Source organism: Streptomyces sp., from assembly GCF_036524955.1.
In the GTDB taxonomy this organism is placed as follows: Bacteria; Actinomycetota; Actinomycetes; order Streptomycetales; family Streptomycetaceae; genus Actinacidiphila.
The window spans coordinates 1-16190 of sequence record NZ_DATDBG010000217.1; the positions used below are offsets into that span (position 1 = coordinate 1).

14 protein-coding genes are annotated in these 16190 nt (G+C 72.0%); 9 read left to right on the top strand and 5 right to left on the bottom strand.

Annotated features, from left to right (window positions below; genetic code table 11):
- Window positions 1-4: 4 nt before the first annotated feature.
- The 7 genes from VIW71_RS17480 (at window position 5) to VIW71_RS17510 (ending at window position 7633) form a co-directional block, all read left to right on the top strand.
- A complete protein-coding gene (locus VIW71_RS17480; RefSeq protein WP_331623320.1) occupies window positions 5-1018 on the top strand; it encodes an alpha-ketoacid dehydrogenase subunit beta in 1014 nt (337 codons plus the stop codon).
- A 26-nt stretch (window positions 1019-1044) separates the two neighbouring features.
- A complete protein-coding gene (locus VIW71_RS17485; RefSeq protein WP_331623321.1) occupies window positions 1045-2529 on the top strand; it encodes a dihydrolipoamide acetyltransferase family protein in 1485 nt (494 codons plus the stop codon).
- Window positions 2530-2633: 104 nt separating this feature from the next.
- Window positions 2634-2828, top strand: a complete 195-nt coding sequence (locus VIW71_RS17490) for a hypothetical protein (RefSeq protein WP_331623264.1) — start codon at window positions 2634-2636, stop codon at window positions 2826-2828.
- 146 nt (window positions 2829-2974) lie between these two features.
- Entirely contained in the window at window positions 2975-3853 is an 879-nt protein-coding gene (locus VIW71_RS17495; RefSeq protein ID WP_331623265.1) for a D-alanyl-D-alanine carboxypeptidase family protein, read from the top strand.
- Between the two features lie 343 nt (window positions 3854-4196).
- The gene (locus VIW71_RS17500) at window positions 4197-5381 is read left to right on the top strand and encodes an extracellular solute-binding protein (RefSeq protein ID WP_331623266.1); all 1185 of its coding nucleotides are present in this window, start codon (window positions 4197-4199) and stop codon (window positions 5379-5381) included.
- Between the two features lie 159 nt (window positions 5382-5540).
- Window positions 5541-6218 (top strand): GntR family transcriptional regulator, encoded by a 678-nt coding sequence (locus tag VIW71_RS17505; RefSeq protein ID WP_331623267.1) that lies wholly within the window; start codon window positions 5541-5543, stop codon window positions 6216-6218.
- Entirely contained in the window at window positions 6215-7633 is a 1419-nt protein-coding gene (locus VIW71_RS17510; protein WP_331623268.1) for an MFS transporter, read from the top strand. Before VIW71_RS17505 ends, VIW71_RS17510 begins: the two co-directional genes overlap by 4 nt.
- A gap of 352 nt (window positions 7634-7985) precedes the next feature.
- On the opposite strand, the gene VIW71_RS17515 is transcribed toward VIW71_RS17510, so the two are convergent.
- Both VIW71_RS17515 and VIW71_RS17520 read right to left on the bottom strand, forming a co-directional pair.
- Window positions 7986-9425 carry an ATP-binding protein gene (locus VIW71_RS17515; RefSeq protein ID WP_331623269.1) on the bottom strand — a complete coding sequence of 480 codons (1440 nt, stop codon included), beginning with the start codon at window positions 9423-9425 and terminating at the stop codon, window positions 7986-7988.
- Between the two features lie 262 nt (window positions 9426-9687).
- Entirely contained in the window at window positions 9688-10515 is an 828-nt protein-coding gene (locus VIW71_RS17520) for a maleylpyruvate isomerase family mycothiol-dependent enzyme (protein WP_331623270.1), read from the bottom strand.
- Between the two features lie 133 nt (window positions 10516-10648).
- On the opposite strand from VIW71_RS17520, the gene VIW71_RS17525 reads away from it, so the two are divergent.
- Together VIW71_RS17525 and VIW71_RS17530 are read left to right on the top strand one after the other, a co-directional pair.
- Complete coding sequence (locus VIW71_RS17525; RefSeq protein ID WP_331623322.1) at window positions 10649-11440, top strand: carbon-nitrogen family hydrolase; 792 nt, start codon at window positions 10649-10651, stop codon at window positions 11438-11440.
- Window positions 11441-11764: 324 nt separating this feature from the next.
- Window positions 11765-13615, top strand: a complete 1851-nt coding sequence (locus VIW71_RS17530; RefSeq protein ID WP_331623271.1) for an NHL domain-containing thioredoxin family protein — start codon at window positions 11765-11767, stop codon at window positions 13613-13615.
- On the opposite strand, the gene VIW71_RS17535 is transcribed toward VIW71_RS17530, so the two are convergent.
- The 3 genes from VIW71_RS17535 to VIW71_RS17545 form a co-directional block, all read right to left on the bottom strand.
- Window positions 13609-13857 (bottom strand): hypothetical protein, encoded by a 249-nt coding sequence (locus VIW71_RS17535; RefSeq protein WP_331623272.1) that lies wholly within the window; start codon window positions 13855-13857, stop codon window positions 13609-13611. The two genes, VIW71_RS17530 and VIW71_RS17535, sit on opposite strands and share 7 nt — an antisense overlap.
- A gap of 86 nt (window positions 13858-13943) precedes the next feature.
- A complete protein-coding gene (locus tag VIW71_RS17540) occupies window positions 13944-14651 on the bottom strand; it encodes a DUF4232 domain-containing protein (protein ID WP_331623273.1) in 708 nt (235 codons plus the stop codon).
- 228 nt (window positions 14652-14879) lie between these two features.
- Window positions 14880-16178, bottom strand: coding sequence for a M18 family aminopeptidase (locus tag VIW71_RS17545; RefSeq protein ID WP_331623274.1), 1299 nt, complete (start codon window positions 16176-16178; stop codon window positions 14880-14882).
- Window positions 16179-16190: the final 12 nt, after the last annotated feature.

A 16190-nucleotide genomic window follows, 5' to 3' on the forward strand; every position in this document is an offset into this window, starting at 1 on the left:
AGTGATGACCGTCGATTCGAGCAAGCCGGGTGACCCCAGCAAGACCAGCAAGATCACCTTGGCCAAAGGGCTCAACGCCGGATTGCGGCGAGCCCTGGAGGCCGATCCCAAGGTGCTGCTGGCCGGTGAGGACATCGGGAAGCTGGGCGGCGTCTTCCGGGTCACCGAGGGACTGCAGAAGGACTTCGGCGAGCATCGGGTGATCGACTCGCCTTTGGCCGAGTCCGGCATCGTGGGGACAGCCGTGGGACTCGCCCTGCGTGGCTATCGACCCGTGTGCGAGATCCAGTTCGACGGTTTCGTCTACCCGGCCTTCGACCAGATCGTCAGCCAGGTCGCGAAGTTCCACAACCGGTCCGCCGGTCGACAGAAGATGCCGATCGTGATCAGGATCCCCTCGGGCGGCGGGATCGGTGCGGTCGAGCACCACAGCGAGTCTCCGGAGACGTACTTCGCGCACACCCCGGGCCTCAAGGTGGTCACCTGCTCCAACCCGGTCGACGCCTACTGGATGATCCAGCAGGCGGTCGCCTCCGATGATCCGGTGATCTTCTTCGAGCCGAAGCGGCGGTACTGGGACAAGGGCGACCTCGACGTCTCGGCCGTCCCGGGCGACCTGCACAAGGCGGTCGTCGCGCGGCGAGGCACCGACCTCACCCTGGCGGCGTACGGGCCGATGGTGAAGGTGTGCCTGGAGGCAGCCGCCGCTGCCGCGAACGAGGGCCATAGCCTGGAGGTCGTGGATCTGCGGTCGCTCTCGCCGATCGACTTCGACACCGTTCAGGCGTCCGTGGAGAAGACCGGCCGCCTGGTCGTGGTGCACGAGGCCCCGGTCTTCTACGGTGCCGGTGCGGAGATCGCCGCGCGGATCACCGAGCGCAGCTTCTACCACCTTGAGGCGCCGGTGCTGCGGGTGGGCGGCTTCCACTCGCCTTACCCGCCGGCCCGCCTGGAGGAGGAGTATCTGCCGGGCCTGGACCGCGTACTCGACGCAGTCGACCGCGCGCTGGCGTTCTGAGTTCCGAGGAGAGGGTTGTGACGATCATGACCGCACAGGCACGGCACCTCCGCGAATTCCGGATGCCGGACATCGGGGAGGGCCTGACCGAGGCGGAGATCCTCAAGTGGTACGTCGGCGTCGGTGATTCCGTCACCGACGGGCAGGTCGTCTGCGAGGTGGAGACGGCGAAGGCGGCCGTGGAGCTGCCGATTCCCTACGACGGGGTGGTCAGCGAGATCCGCTTCGGCGAGGGCGCGACGGTGGACGTCGGGACGCCGATCATCGTGGTGGACGCGGGGGAGGGTTCGCGGGCGGGGGACGCGGCGCCGCCGGTCCCGGAGTCCTCCACCCCGGAATCCACGCGGTCCCCGCAGCCCCCGTCCCCGCAGCCCCCGTCCCCGGAGCCCTCGACCGTCGAGCCCCAGCCGGAGACCGAGCGGCAGGCGGTGCTGGTGGGGTACGGGGTCGCACCGTCCGCCACGACGCGGCGTCCGCGCAAGGGTTCAGCTCCGTACGGACCGGCTCCGGCCCGTACGGAGCTGAACGGTCACGCGGCTCAGGCTCCGGCTCCTCCCGCCCCTGCGGTGGAACGGCCGCTGGCCAAGCCGCCCGTACGCAAGCTGGCCAAGGAGCTGGGCATCGACCTGGCGACGGTGGCACCGACCGGACCCGGCGGTGTGGTGACCCGGGAGGACATCCGGGCGGCGGCGGCCCCGCCGGCCCCCCTCCCGCCGGCCACCGAACCCGGCACCGTCTCCGTACCGCTCGGAGGCGAAGCAGGAGCCGGAGCAGGAAACGGGACCGGAATCGGTACCGGCACGGCCGACCGGCGGGAGGTGCGCACCCCGGTCAAGGGCGTCCGCAAGGCGACCGCGGCGGCGATGGTGGCCAGCGCCTTCACCGCGCCGCACGTCACGGAGTTCGTGACCTTCGACATCACGCGGACGATGAAGCTGGTCCAGGAGCTCAAGGCGGACCCGGAGTTCGCCGGTCTGCGGGTCAGCCCACTGCTGTTCGTCGCGAAGGCGCTGCTGGTCGCCGTCAGGCGCAACCCCGCGGTCAACGCGGCCTGGGACGAGGCGAGCCAGGAGATCGTCCAGAAGTCGTACGTGAACCTGGGGATCGCCGCGGCCACTCCGCGCGGCCTGATCGTCCCCAACATCAAGGACGCGCAGGACAGGACGCTCCCCGAACTGGCGGCCGCCCTCGGCGAACTGGTCACCACGGCCCGGGAGGGCAAGACCCCCCCGGTGGCGATGCAGGGCGGCACGGTCACCATCACCAACGTCGGCGTCTTCGGCGTCGACACCGGCACGCCCATCCTCAACCCGGGCGAGTCCGCGATTCTCGCCTTCGGCGCGATCAAGCTCCAGCCGTGGGTGCACAAGGGCAAGGTGAGGCCCCGTCACGTCACCACGCTCGCCCTTTCCTTCGACCACCGGGTGGTGGACGGCGAACTGGGCTCCAGGGTGCTGGCGGACGTCGCGGCGATCCTGGAGCAGCCGAAGCGGCTGCTCACCTGGGCGTAGCAGGGCGGCGGAGAGCGGCGGAGGGTCCGGACGTACAAACGTCCTGACCCTCCGTTCTGCGTGTCCACCGGCACCCGTGAGCGAATTGTGCTGCCATCGGCCGTATGGTCGTCTCTGTCTCCATTGTCCTGCTCCTGCTCGCGATGGCCGCCGTCCTCATGCGCAACCGCGCGCTGAAGCCGAGCCACGCGCTCCTGTGCGTCTTCCTCGGCTTCAGTCTCGCCTCCACCAGCTTCGCCCCCACGATCCAGTCCACGCTGACCTCGACGGCGAGCCTCGTCTCGACGCTGCGCCCGTAGTGCGGCCGTCCCCCGCCGTCCCCCCGTCCGAAGAAGTCTGCGGGTGGCGCGCATCCATTGGCCCCGCTCCGGCGTCTCCTCATCGAGCGGCATTCACAGAAGGCCGTGCCGCAGGGGACATTGGGGTATTCATAGTGATAACCGGCATGAAAGCCGTACGTCGCGGGTCCGCGGTCGCGCTCACCACGGGCGCCGTTCTGGCGGCGGGGGCGTTCGCCGTCCCGGCGCAGGCCGCCACGCTCACGCCGCCCGCGATCACCGCCAAGGGCGGCTACGTGATGAACAACGCCACGAAGACGACGCTCTTCGGCAAGGCCGCGGACACCCGCCGATCCACCGGTTCGACCACCAAGATCATGACCGCCCGGGTGGTGCTCGGGCAGAAGAACCTCAACCTGGACGCCACGGTCGTCGTCCAGAAGGCGTACAGCGACTACATCGTCGCGAAGAACGCCTCGTCGGCCCGCCTGATCGTCGGCGACCGCCTGACCGTCCGCCAGCTCCTGTACGGGCTGATGCTCCCGTCCGGCTGTGACGCGGCGTACGCCCTGGCCGACAAGTTCGGCACCGGGACCACGCGGTCCGCGCGGGTGGCGTCGTTCATCGGCAAGATGAACACCGCCGCCTGGCAACTGGGTCTGAAGAACACGCACTTCGACTCGTTCGACGGCATCGGCAACGGTGCGAACTACTCGACCCCGCGCGACCTGACGAAGATCGCGACCAGTGCGATGCAGTTCTCCACGTTCCGCTCCGTGGTGAAGACCAGGTCGATCAGCACCAAGGTGACGACCAAGAGCGGCGGCTACCGCTACATGTCGTGGACCAACACCAACAAGCTGCTCGGCACCTACTCCGGCGCGATCGGCGTCAAGACCGGTTCCGGCCCGGCGGCCGGCTACTGCCTGGTCTTCGCCGCCACCCGCGGTACCAAAACGGTCATCGGCACGGTGCTGTCGTCGTCTTCCGAGGCCAACCGACTCGCGGACGCGAAGAAGCTGATGGACTACGCCTTCGCGAAGTAGCGCCGCGCGCCCGTCCGGGGGGACTGCGCCCGCCCCCCCCGGACGGGCGCAGTCCGGTTGCCGGTACGATCAACGGCCTGACGCAGGAGGGTAGTCGCCCAGGAGTCGCGGTTTTTTCTTCGGCGCGCCTCGTCGTAACTGACGGTCCGTCACACATCTGATACGGGCTCGGTGTTGACCCTGAGTTAGGCTGAGGGCAAAACTCGTTGCTGCCAGAGGGTGCGAACTATCCATGAGGGCGGTAGCAACAGTGCGGCGGAATCGTACGTACGGCATGGCGGTGGTCGGTTTAGCGGTCATGCCGGCGCTAGCCGTGCTCAGCGGGTGCGGGAGCACGTCGCCGTTGAGCAAGGACACCACGCTGCGCATCGTCGCGACGGACTACAGCGGCCTGAAGGTGGGCAGCCCGGTCGCCGCGTACTGGGGCCAGCTGGCGAGCGGCTTCGAGCAGCGCTACCCGCACATCAAGATCGAGGTCCAGTTCGTACCGGTGGAGCGCGCGAACGAGGAAGTCGCCGCGATGGTCAAGGCGGGGAACATTCCCGACATGGCGCAGCTCGACTCGTACAGCGGGTTCGCCGCCGAGGACCGCCTCTACAGCGCCGACGCCCTCTTCCCGATCAGCATGCAGTCCGACTTCATCCCGTCACTGGCCAAGGCGGGCTCGGTGAAGCGCACGCAGTACGGGATTCCGTGGGTCGCCTCCACCCGCATGCTCTTCTACAACAAGAAGCTCTTCGCCGAGGCGGGCATCAAGAAGGCGCCGCGGACCTGGGCCGAGATCAAGCGTGCCGCGGTCAAGCTGAAGGAGAACGGTGTTCCGGTGCCGTTCGGGCTGCCGCTCGGGCCGCAGGAGTCGGAAGCCGAGACGATGCTGTGGATGCTCGGGAACGACGGCGGCTACACCGACGCCAGCGGTGCGTACACCTTCGACTCGGCCTCGAACGTGAAGACGTTCACCTGGCTGAAGAACAATCTGGTGGAGCCGGGCCTGGTGGGTCCGAACGACCCGGCCAGGACCAACGTCGCGGACGCCTTCGGGCAGTTCCTGGCCGGCCGGACCGGCATGCTCAACGGCCACATGACGGTGCTCCGCCGGGCCAAGGGCGCGGGCATCGACATCGGCGTGGCACCGCTGCCGGGCCTGGCCGGACTCAGCGCGCGAACCCTCGGCAACGCCGACTGGATCATGGCGTTCAAGGAGCCGGGGCACCTGGAAGCGGACGCCGCGTTCATGCGGTACGTCTACAGCCCGGAGAACATGCTCAAGTTCCACCAGGGGAACAAGCTGTTGCCCGTGACGGCGGACACCTCGCAGGCCGTACGGAGTCTGCCCGACGAAAAGGTGCTGCTCCCGTTCCTGCAGCGGCTGCCCGACGCGGCGTTCTTCCCGGTCAACAAGCCCTCCTGGGTGCCGGTCAGCGCGGAACTCCGCAAGAACATCGGCCGCGCCGTCCACGGCGACCCGAAATCCGTACTCACGAATCTGCAGAGCTACGCGGAGTCCGTCGAGAACACGATGCCGTGAGCCGAGGGGCGCGCGGGCGGGACTGATGCGCCTCGCGCACCCCGGGCGGGGTGCGCGAGGCGGGCCGCCGTACCCGGGCATGTCTTCCTCGCGGGCCGACGTCCTGCCACGGACCCGGACCTGTTCGTGCATACGTGTTGCATCTATGATGTGCGCATCATGGACTCCACTGCTGCCACCCGCCAGGTCACGAACACGCCGAAGTCCCCGCCTGCCGCCGAGCGGGTCTATTCGCACGTCAAGCGCGGTGTGCTGGACCGCAGTTACGAGGGAGGGACGCTGCTCACGGAAGGGGATCTGGCCGGCGCGGTCGGGGTGTCGCGGACGCCGGTGCGGGAGGCGCTGCTCCGCCTGGAGGCGGAGGGGCTGCTCAAGCTGTACCCGAAGAAGGGCGCCCTCGTGCTGCCCGTCTCGGCGCAGGAGATCGCCGACGTGGTGGAGACCCGGCTGCTGGTGGAGCAGCACGCCGTGGCGAAGGTGGTCGGGGCCGCGCCCCCGGGCCTCATCGCGCGGCTCGAGGAGTCGCTGGCCGAGCAGCGCGGGCACGCGGAGCACGGCGACCTCGCCGCGTTCGCCGTCGCCGACCGGTCCTTCCACGCGGAGATCGTGCGGGCGGCGGGGAACCGCATCCTCGCGCACCTCTACGACCAGCTGCGCGACCGGCAGTTGCGGATGGGCGTGGCCGTGATGCACGCCGAACCCAGCCGGGTGGCCAAGAACCTGACCGAGCACACGCGGATCCTCGAAGCGCTCCGGGACGGCGCCGCGCACGACGCGGCGGAGGTCGTCGACCGGCACGTGTCGTGGGTGAAGGTCCTCGCCCGGGGCGAGTCGTGACGCGGGAGGGCGGGTCCCCGGACGGCGGGACCCCGGCGGACGGGTCCGCGAACGGCTTCCCCTGCCCCGCCGACCCCACCGGGCACGGACCGACCGTCGGCTCCGCTCCCGCGGACGTCCTCCCGGGCGACCCGCCCGGCGGCAGGCGCGCGGCCTTCGTCTGGGCGGTCGGCACCTGCGTCTACCTCGTCGCCGTCGTCCACCGCACCAGCCTCGGTGTGGCCGGCATCGACGCTGCCGACCGCTTCCATGTCGGAGCCTCCGCGCTCTCCTCCTTCTCCATCCTCCAGGTGCTGGTCTACGCGGGCATGCAGATACCCGTGGGCCTGATGGTGGACCGGCTCGGCACGAAGAAGGTGCTGCTGCTCGGCGCGCTGCTGTTCACCCTCGGGCAGGCGGCGTTCGCGCTGTCGCACTCGTACGGGACGGCGCTCGCCGCCCGCGCGGTGCTGGGCTGCGGCGACGCGATGACGTTCGTGAGCGTGCTACGGCTCGGTTTCCGGTGGTTCCCGGCCCGGCGCGGGCCGCTGATCGCCCAGGGCGCCGCCCTCTTCGGCGTCGCGGGCAACCTCGTGTCCACCGTCGCCCTCTCCCGGTTGCTGCACTCCGCGGGCTGGACCCCGACCTTCCTCGGCACGGCACTGGCCGGCGCCCTCGTCATGGTCCTGGTCGCCCTCTTCCTCAAGGACCACCCGGAGGGGTACGTTCCGCCGCCCGCGAGACACGTGGGCCTGGCCTTCGTACGCCGCCAGATCACCGACGCGTGGCGCGAACCCGGTACCCGCCTCGGTATGTGGACGCACTTCACCTGCCAGTTCTCCGGGATGGTCTTCCTGCTGCTGTGGGGTCTGCCCTACCTGGTCGAGGACCAGGGCCTCTCGCGGGACGCGGCGGGCGGCCTGCTCACCCTGGTCGTCGTCGCCAACATGGTCTTCGGCATGGTCTTCGGACAGATCATCTCCCGCCATCACGGCGCCCGGCTGCCGCTGACCCTCGGCGTGATCGCCACCACCGCCGCCGCCTGGGCCGCCGCCCTGTCCTGGCCCGGCGGCCAGGACCCGAGGTGGCTGCTGGTCCTGCTCTGCGTGGTGCTCGGCGCCTGCGGGCCTGGCTCGATGATCGGCTTCGACTTCGCCCGGCCGGCCAACCCGCCGGAACGGTTCGGCACCGCCTCCGGCATCGTCAACGTCGGCGGCTTCACCGCCTCCATGATCACGCTGTTCTCGGTGGGCGTCCTCCTCGACGCGACCGGTGACAACTACCGCGTCGCGTGGAGCAGCGTCTTCGTCGTGCAGGCCGTCGGCACGGCCCAGGTCCTCCGCCTGTGGCGGCGCGCCGACCGCCTGGAACGGGAACGGATCGCGGTCAGCCGCGTCGAGAGCGTGCACCGCACGGCGGCGGTGGTCGGGGAGTGACGCCCGGTGCCGCGTCGGTCAGGGTGTGCCCGTCACGGGGCGGCGTCCGGTGCGGTGCGGTGCGCCGCAGGGCGCCGGACCGGTCTCGTCATGGGCCTGCCCGGTCGGTGCGGCAACACCGCGAGGCACCGTGCCGGGCGTCGCGACGCGGCACACTCCGGCGACGCGACCACGCGGCACCCGGCCAGGCCCGTACTTCGCAGGTCACCCGATCGCGAAGATCAGGTGGTCGTTGCTGATCGCTCGCCGATCGGAACCGTAACGGTGATTACCGTCCCGGTCCGGCCTGGTCGAGATCGGACGCCGGGAGGCTGCCGCGGCGAACCTTTTCGGCGACCTGCGAAGTACCGGGTTAGGACCCGTCCGGCGTGCCCTTCGGGGCGGGGGTGAGCCAGGCCGCGGTGGGGTCGGCGGTCAGGTCCCAGTGCTGGGCGGCGGCGAGGGCCTGGCCGCGGGGGCGCTTGGGCAGCGGTGTGGCGGGCCGGGCGCGCTCCGGGGCGGGTTCGTCCGGCGGCACCGGCGGGAGAGCGTCGTACCCCTCGGGAGCGCGGTGGTCGCCCGAGGGGTCCACCGGGTGGTGGGGTGCCACCGGCTCCCCCTCGGACGCCGGCGTGACGATCTCCGGCGGGAGCAGCACCACCACGCCCGCCCCGCCCCGCGCGGACGGCCGGAACGACACCAGCAGCCCGTGCGCCCGCGCCAGGCTGCCCACCACGGCCAGGCTCAGCCGCGTCCCGGTCAGCGTCCGCGGGTCCACCTCCGGCGGATCGCCGGAGACCAGCCGCTCCGCGCCGGCCCGCGTCTCCTCCGGCGACTCCACGCCGATGCCCTCGATGGTGACGACCACGCCGGAGAGCGTCTCCCGTACGTACACGTGCACGTCCTCGGTCGGCGGCGAGAACGTGCAGGCGCGGTCCAGCAGCTCGGCCAGCGCGTGCGTGACGCCCTCGGCCGCGTGACCGGCCACCACGGCCGTCATCACCGGGTACGCGGGGCGCGCCGAGTGCGTGTGCAGCCGGACCCGCCCGCACGCGTCGGCGCGGCTCGCCGCGTCGCGCAGGACGTCCACCACGCGGACCGGCTCGGTCCGGTGCGAGGTGCCGGGGAAGGCGGCGCGCAGGCGTTCGCTGGTGGCGAGTTCGCGGAGGACGGTGCTCAGGAGGCGCTGGTGGGCGGGGGCGGCGGGGTGCGGGAGGCCGGTCAGCAGGGTGCCGGCCGGGTCGCCGGCCCGCAGCCGGTCCGCGGCCCTCGGGACGGTGACCTCGGCCAGGCGCGCGGCCTCGGCCTCCAGGGCCCCCGCGCGGGCGCTCTCCGCCCGCAGCAGGGCGCGCAGGGAGCGTTGGGCCTCGGCGGCCGTACGCCGGCGTAGCTCCGCCGCGTGCAGGGCGCGGTGCGCCGCGGCCACCTCGGCGGCGGCGAGCCGGATCGCGTCGGCGTGCGCCGCGACCGTACGGGCGGCCTCCGCGCGGAGGGTTTCGTGGCGGTCGCGCCACTCGCGGGCCAGCCGGCGCCGGGACAGGGCGAGGGCGACCGCGACGCCGAGCAGTGCCGCGGCGAGCGCGCCGGTCGCGGTGACGACGGTACGGTCCTCGGCGGCCGTACGGTCCGCCGCCCACCCGCAGGCCGCGCCCGCCGCCGCCACGACGGTCAACGGGAGCGCGGCGGCGCAGGCGCGGGAGGCCTTCCCCTTCCGCCGGCCGGCGGCGGGACCGGTGAGGGCGGGACCGGTGCCGGGCGGATGGGGCGCATCGAGGGGCGAGCCGGGTAACGCGGAGGAGTCCTGAGCTGGCATCAATCGGTACCTCGTAGCGGGAGGCCCACAGCCGACCGCCGTGCCGGAGACGTTGACGTGCGGAGCCGCGCGCGGAGCCGACGTGCGGAGTCGACGCGCGAGCTGTCGTGCGGGCGTGCGGAGTGCGCCTCACCCTACTCGCCCGACGCGCCCCTTCCGACAGGATTCCGGTACTTTCATCATCGGAACGTCACCGCGCCGTCACAGCACGTAGAATGCCCTGCGACGCCCTGGCCGCCGCCACCCGGTCCCGGCTCGGCCCCTACTTCGTCACCGCGATGTGCGCCAGGATCGTGTCCGCGAGGGCCGCGTCGCCCTCCGTCTTCAACCGGTCGCCGGCCACCGCGGCAGGCTTCACCCGGCCGGTGATCAGCCGCAGGAACGTCTCCCAGTCCAGGATGAAGGTGACCGCGGGCCCGAGCGACACCGCGGAGTCGATGGTGCCGCGCCCCTCCGCGCTGACCCGTACCGTCCGCATGAACTCCAGCGGGCCGTGGACGTCGAAGACGACCGCGGAGCCGGGCTTGGCGGCGGCGTCGTGCGCGACCAGCTTGGGCAGCGCGCGCAGCACGTAGTCACGGGCGAGCACGGCGCCGGGGGAGGTGAGGTTTCCCGGCCTGTCCAGGGCGCGGCGCAGGTCCTGCTCGTGCACCCATACGTCGAACACCCGCGCCCACAACTGCTCTTCGAGGCTGATCTCGCCGCCGCCGATGGCCCGCACGATCGCGTCGGGCTCCCGCGACTCGTTCCGCAGCTGCCGGGAGCGGCGGATGATGGTGTACTCCAGCTCCGAGGTCATCTCGGGCGCGGTGTGGTGGCGGCGGATGTCGACCGGGACCTCGGTGTAGCGGGCGGCCTCGCTGGTGATGTGCCGCAGGTCGCTGGGCAGGCTGTGGATCGGCCGCGGGTCGCCGAGCAGTTCGCACTCGAAGCCGATGACGTGGGAGACGACGTCGCGGACGGACCAGTAGGGGCACTCGGTGGGACGGTTCCACTCCCCTTCGGCCAGTGGCGACACCAGGTCGTTGATGGACTCTATGGAGTGGGTCCAGGCGTCGATGTACGGCTGGAGCTTGCTGTGGACGGTCACGGGACCCCTCGACGGTCGGTGCGCGGTCGTGGTGGTTGGCGCCTAAGCTACGCTGCGCGCGGGCGCCCACGCAGTGCTTTCGAGTGACGATGGTAGGCCCGAGACGACGAACCCACGTATGGGCGGTGTCCAGGTGCGCGCAACGCTGTTGCAGATCGACGTAGACCCGAAGGAAACGGTCGCCGACCGCCGCGAGCGGGTGGCGACGCTGGTACGCGGGCAGGCCGGAGCGGATCTGGTCGTGCTGCCCGAGCTGTGGCCGGTGGGGGCCTTCGCCGCCGACGACTTCGCGGCGGAGGCGGAACCGGTGGACGGCGGACCGACGGCCGAGGCGATGGCCGCCGCCGCGAGGGACGCCGGGGTGTGGCTGCACGCGGGGTCCGTCGTCGAACGCGACCCGGACGGGCTCCTGTTCAACACCTCGCTGCTCTTCTCGCCCGACGGCCGCCTGCACGCCGTCTACCGCAAGATCCACCGCTTCGGCTTCGACCAGGGCGAGGCGGCGCTGATGGCCGCGGGACGCGAGATCGTCACCGCGCGGCTGCCGCACACCGTGCTGGGCCTCGCCACCTGTTACGACCTCCGCTTCCCCGAACAGTTCCGGCTGCTGATCGACGCGGGCGCACACGTCCTGGTGATCCCGGCCGGCTGGCCCACCCGCCGGCTCGCCCACTGGCGGCTGCTGGTCCAGGCGCGGGCGGTGGAGTCGCAGGCGTACGTCCTCGCGTGCGGGACCGCCGGCACGCACGTCGGCGTGGCGCAGGCCGGCCACAGCATGGTGGTCGACCCGTGGGGCGAGGTGCTGGCCGAGGCGGGCCCGGACGAGCAGATCCTCACCGTGGAGCTGGACCCGGCCCGGGTGACGGCCGTCCGAGCCGATTTCCCGGTGCTGCGCGACCGGGTGCTGGGGGTGCCGACACCGTAGGGGGACGGGTACCGGGGGCGCGCCCCGTGCGCGCACCTCCGGGGCGTTTTCGTCACCGGCAGCTGGCCGTCCCGCTCCACGGTCATCGCGTCCCGGAGGCTGAGCGGCTTCTTGTGGAGGACGGCGACCACGGTCCCGGACGGGTCCTGGAGCTCCAGGGCGTCCCGCACCCGCAGGACCCTGCCGTCCACGCAAGAACGCGCGCCCGCCGCGCTGGCCGCGCCCGCCGCGGGGCAGCAGTCGTCGCCGACCGCGGACCTCTTCTCCCGCACCAGGCGTTTCACGGGGGAATGGGTGTCCCCGGTGATGCGGTTGGATGGGGACATGACCGCAACAGCACGCGTCCGGGCGCCCGAACTCATCGGCAAGGGCGGCTGGCTCAATACCGGTGACAAGCAACTCACTCTTGCTGACCTGCGCGGATCCATTGCGATCCTGGACTTCTGGACGTTCTGCTGTGTGAACTGCCTGCACGTCCTCGATGAGCTGCGGGAGCTGGAGGAGCGGCACCGCGACACGGTGGTGATCGTCGGGGTGCACTCCCCGAAGTTCGTGCACGAGGCGGAGCACCAGGCCGTGGCGGACGCGGTGGAGCGCTACGAGGTGCGTCACCCGGTGCTGGACGACCCGGAGCTGACCACCTGGAAGCAGTACGCGGTGCGGGCGTGGCCGACGCTGGTGGTGATCGACCCCGAGGGGTACGTGGTCGCGCAGCACGCGGGCGAGGGGCACGCGCACGCGCTGGAGAAGCTGGTCACCCGGTTGGAGCAGGAGCACACGCTGAAGGGGACGCTGCGGCGCGGCGACGGCCCGTACGTGCCGCCGGAGCCCGTCCCCACCGCTCTCCGCTTCCCCGGCAAGGCACTCGCGCTGCCCGGCTCCGGCCACTACCTGGTCTCCGACTCGACCCGGCACGCGCTGGTGGAACTGGCGGCGGACGGCGAGAGCGTCCTGCGGCGGATCGGCACCGGCGAGCGCGGACTGGTGGACGGGGACGCGGCGACCGCGCGGTTCAGCGAGCCGCAGGGCCTGGCGCTGCTGCCGGACGGAGGCGTCGTCGTCGCCGACACGGTGAACCACGCACTGCGCCGGCTGGACCTGGCGACCGGGCGGGTCACCACGGTGGCCGGCACCGGCAGGCAGTGGTGGCAGGGCTCGCCGACCTCCGGGCCGGCCCGCGAGGTCGCGCTCTCCTCACCGTGGGACGTGGCCTGGTTCGAGGACCGGGTGTGGATCGCGATGGCCGGTGTCCACCAGCTCTGGACGTACGACCCGGCGACCGACCGGGTGGAGGTCGCGGCCGGCACGACCAACGAGGGCCTGGTGGACGGGCACGCGGGCGACGCCTGGTTCGCCCAGCCGTCCGGCCTCGCCGCCGCCGGCGACCGGCTGTGGATCGCCGACTCCGAGACGTCGGCGCTGCGCTGGGCCGAGCGGGGGGCGGACGGGAACGGATACGTGATCCGTACGGCCGTCGGCACCGGTCTGTTCGACTTCGGCCACCGCGACGGCCCGGCCGGGCAGGCGCTGCTCCAGCACCCGCTGGGTGTCACCGTGCTGCCGGACCGGTCGGTCGCGGTGAGCGACACGTACAACAACGCGCTGCGGCGGTACGACCCCGCGACCGGTGAGGTGTCCACGCTCGCCACGGATCTGCGCGAACCGTCCGACGCGGTCGTGGTGGACGGCGACATCGTGGTCGTGGAGTCGGCCCGGCACCGGCTGACCCGGTTGCGGCTGCCGGAGTCGGCGGTACGGGTGGCGGGTGTCGCCCACCGTACGCAGCGGGCGGCCACCGACGTCACGCCCGGGCCGTTCCGGCTCGAGGTGGTCTTCTCCGCGCCGGACGGCCAGAAGCTGGACGAGCGCTACGGCCCGGCCACCCGGCTGCTGGTCGGCGCGACCCCGCCGGAACTGCTCACGGAAGGCGCGGGCAAGGGCACCGACCTCTTCCGGGACCTGGTACTCGACCCCGCGGTACCCGCAGGGGTGCTGCACGTCTCGGCGATGGCCGCGTCCTGCGACGACGGTCCGGACACCGAGTATCCGGCCTGCCATGTCCACCAGCAGGACTGGGGAGTCCCTGTCCGCCTCGCAGCGGACGGGGACTCCCGGCTGGCGCTGGTCCTGGCGGGCCTGGACGCGGGGGGCTCGCCGGAGCCCCGGTCTCAGTAACGGCCACCCGGGCGGCGGTCGGAGTAGTAGCGCTCCTCCACGACGGGCGGCAGGTCGCCGTCCGCCGTCGGAGGAATCCGGCGGCGCTTGAAAATGCTCACATAGGTGGCAATTCCGATCATGCCCACGCCCATCATGATCAGGCCGAGCAGATCCACATTGATGCCCTTCGCATGCCAGTCGGTGGCGAAGGTGATGATCGCGCCGATCGCGATCAGGATGATGCAGCCTCCGATGCCCACAGTGCACGCCTCCCTGCGTCGAGTTGACGGCTGTGTGGTCTCCACCGCCGCCTACCCGGAGACATGACGTCCAATCAGCGTGTTCTTCAGCCGATGGGTCCTACGTACGTACCCGGGTGGGTGGCGCCGTCCTGGAGCAGTACCGGTCCCCACGGCCACCGGAGCGTCTTCGAGGTGGTCTCGTCCGGCGGGGTGACGGTCACCGTGCTCGGGGTCCAGCTCCCCTTCGGCTCCGGCAGGAACGTGATCGGGAAGTCGGTCGTGCCCCCCGGGCGGAGGGTGATGCGGTCGTACTCCTGCGACGCGCGCGACAGTGACCACCGCGTCGTCCCGCTCCTGAGGTCCACGCCCGGGAAGCCCCCGACGACACATGCGTGCCCGCTGCTGTTGCGTACCGCGACCCCGGCGGTCTGCTGCTGATCGGACGTCACATCGGGGGCCGCGGCCCCGCCGGTCTCGAACGACACGGCCAGGTCCCTGGTGTGACAGCGCGGAACGTGCGGCGGGGTGCGCGAGGTCACCACGTACGGCTTCGCGCCCTTCTCCGCGGTCCCCTTGCTCTTCCCCACCGACCCCGAGTGCGAGCTCTTGGACTTGCGGCTCCCGCTCCCGCCGTGCGAGGACGAGGAGGACGACGAGGACGACGTCCCGCAGGCGCTCAGTACGAGCGCCGACACGACGACGAGGGCGGCCCCGGTCACGACGCCCCGGTCACGGACGCCGTCACGGACGCGGGTGCGGACCCGGATACGGGCGCGGATACGGGCGCGGCTGCTGGCGGCGCTGCTGGGCATGGCGGAATTCCCCCCGGCTGGTTCGGTTGAGTGGTCCGCGCCCATGCTCCCGGCACCGCGTCACCGTTGGGTGACGGAAAGATCGCGGCCCTTCGACAACCGCGGCCCTCAGCCCTGGCCTTGTTCTGGTCGGTCTTCCTGCTCGCTCCTGTCACGGGTGGCCTTCCCCGCGTCCGCGCCGTCGGGCAGGAGGGTTCCGGTCGGCCGCCCACTTCACGAACTCGTGCGTCAGCCCTCCAGGAACGCCTTGAGCGCGCTCGCGAGCAGGTGCGGGTCGTCCGCGCCGCACAGTTCGCGCACGGAGTGCATGGACAGGATGGGCACGCCGATGTCGACCGTGGTGATGCCGTGCCGGGCGGCGGTGATCGGACCGATCGTCGTACCGCAGGGCACCGCGTTGCTGGAGACGAAGTGCTGGAGGGGGACTCCGGCGCGCTCGCAGGCGGCGCTGAACAGGGCGCGGCCGGTGCCGTCCGTGGCGTACCGCTGGTTGACGTTGGTCTTGAGGATGGGGCCGCCGTTGGCGCGGGGGTGGTGGGTGGGGTCGTGCCGTTCCGCGTAGTTGGGGTGGACGGCGTGGCCGACGTCGGAGGAGACGCAGACCGTGCCGGCCAGGGCCCGCAACCGGTCCTCGGAGGAGCCGCCGCGGGCGCGCACCGAGCGCTCCAGGACGTTGCCGAGGAGGGGGCCGTGGGCGCCGGTGTCGGACTCGCTGCCGTTCTCCTCGTGGTCGAAGGCGGCGAGCACCGGGATGTACGGGAGGTCGTCGCCGCCCTGGCTGACGGCGGCGGCCAGCGCGGCCGTACAGGCGTGCACGGAGAGCAGGTTGTCCAGCCGGGGCGAGGCGAGCAGTTCGCGGTCGCGGCCGAGGTAGGCGGGCGGCTGCACGTCGTGCGTCATCAGGTCCCAGCCGATGACGTCGTGCGCGTCGACCCCGGCCTCCGCGGCGAGGAAGCCGATCAGGTCGCCGTCCTCCGCCTCGCCGAGGCCCCACAGCGGCTGGAGGTGACGCTGCCGGTCCAGGCTCAGCCCGTCGTTGACCCCGCGGTCGAGGTGGATGGCCAGCTGGGCGACCCGCAGCAGCGGCCGGTCCACGCCGACCAGCCGGGTGGTGCCGTTCCGCAGCGACAGCCGGCCGGCCAGCCCCAGGTCCCGGTCGAGCCAGCTGTTGAGCAGCGGCCCCCCGTAGACCTCCACGGCGACCTGCCGCCACCCGGCCGCGCCCATGTCCGGCCGCGGCTTCACCCGCAGGTTCGGCGAGTCGGTGTGCGCGCCCACCACCCGGAACGGTGTCTCGGGCGGCGCCCCGGCCGGTACGTACCACGCGACGATCGCCCCGCCGCGCACCACGTACTTCCCGCCCGCCTCCGCGGGCCAGGCGTCGGTCTCGCTCACCTGCCGGAACCCGGCCTTCTCCAGCCGCGCGCCGACCGTGGCGACCGTGTGGTACGGCGACGGGCACGCGGTGACGAAGCCGGCCAGGTCATCGGTGTGCGCGCGGTCGAAGGCGCGCGGCTGAGAGCTCATGTCCGCCAGCAT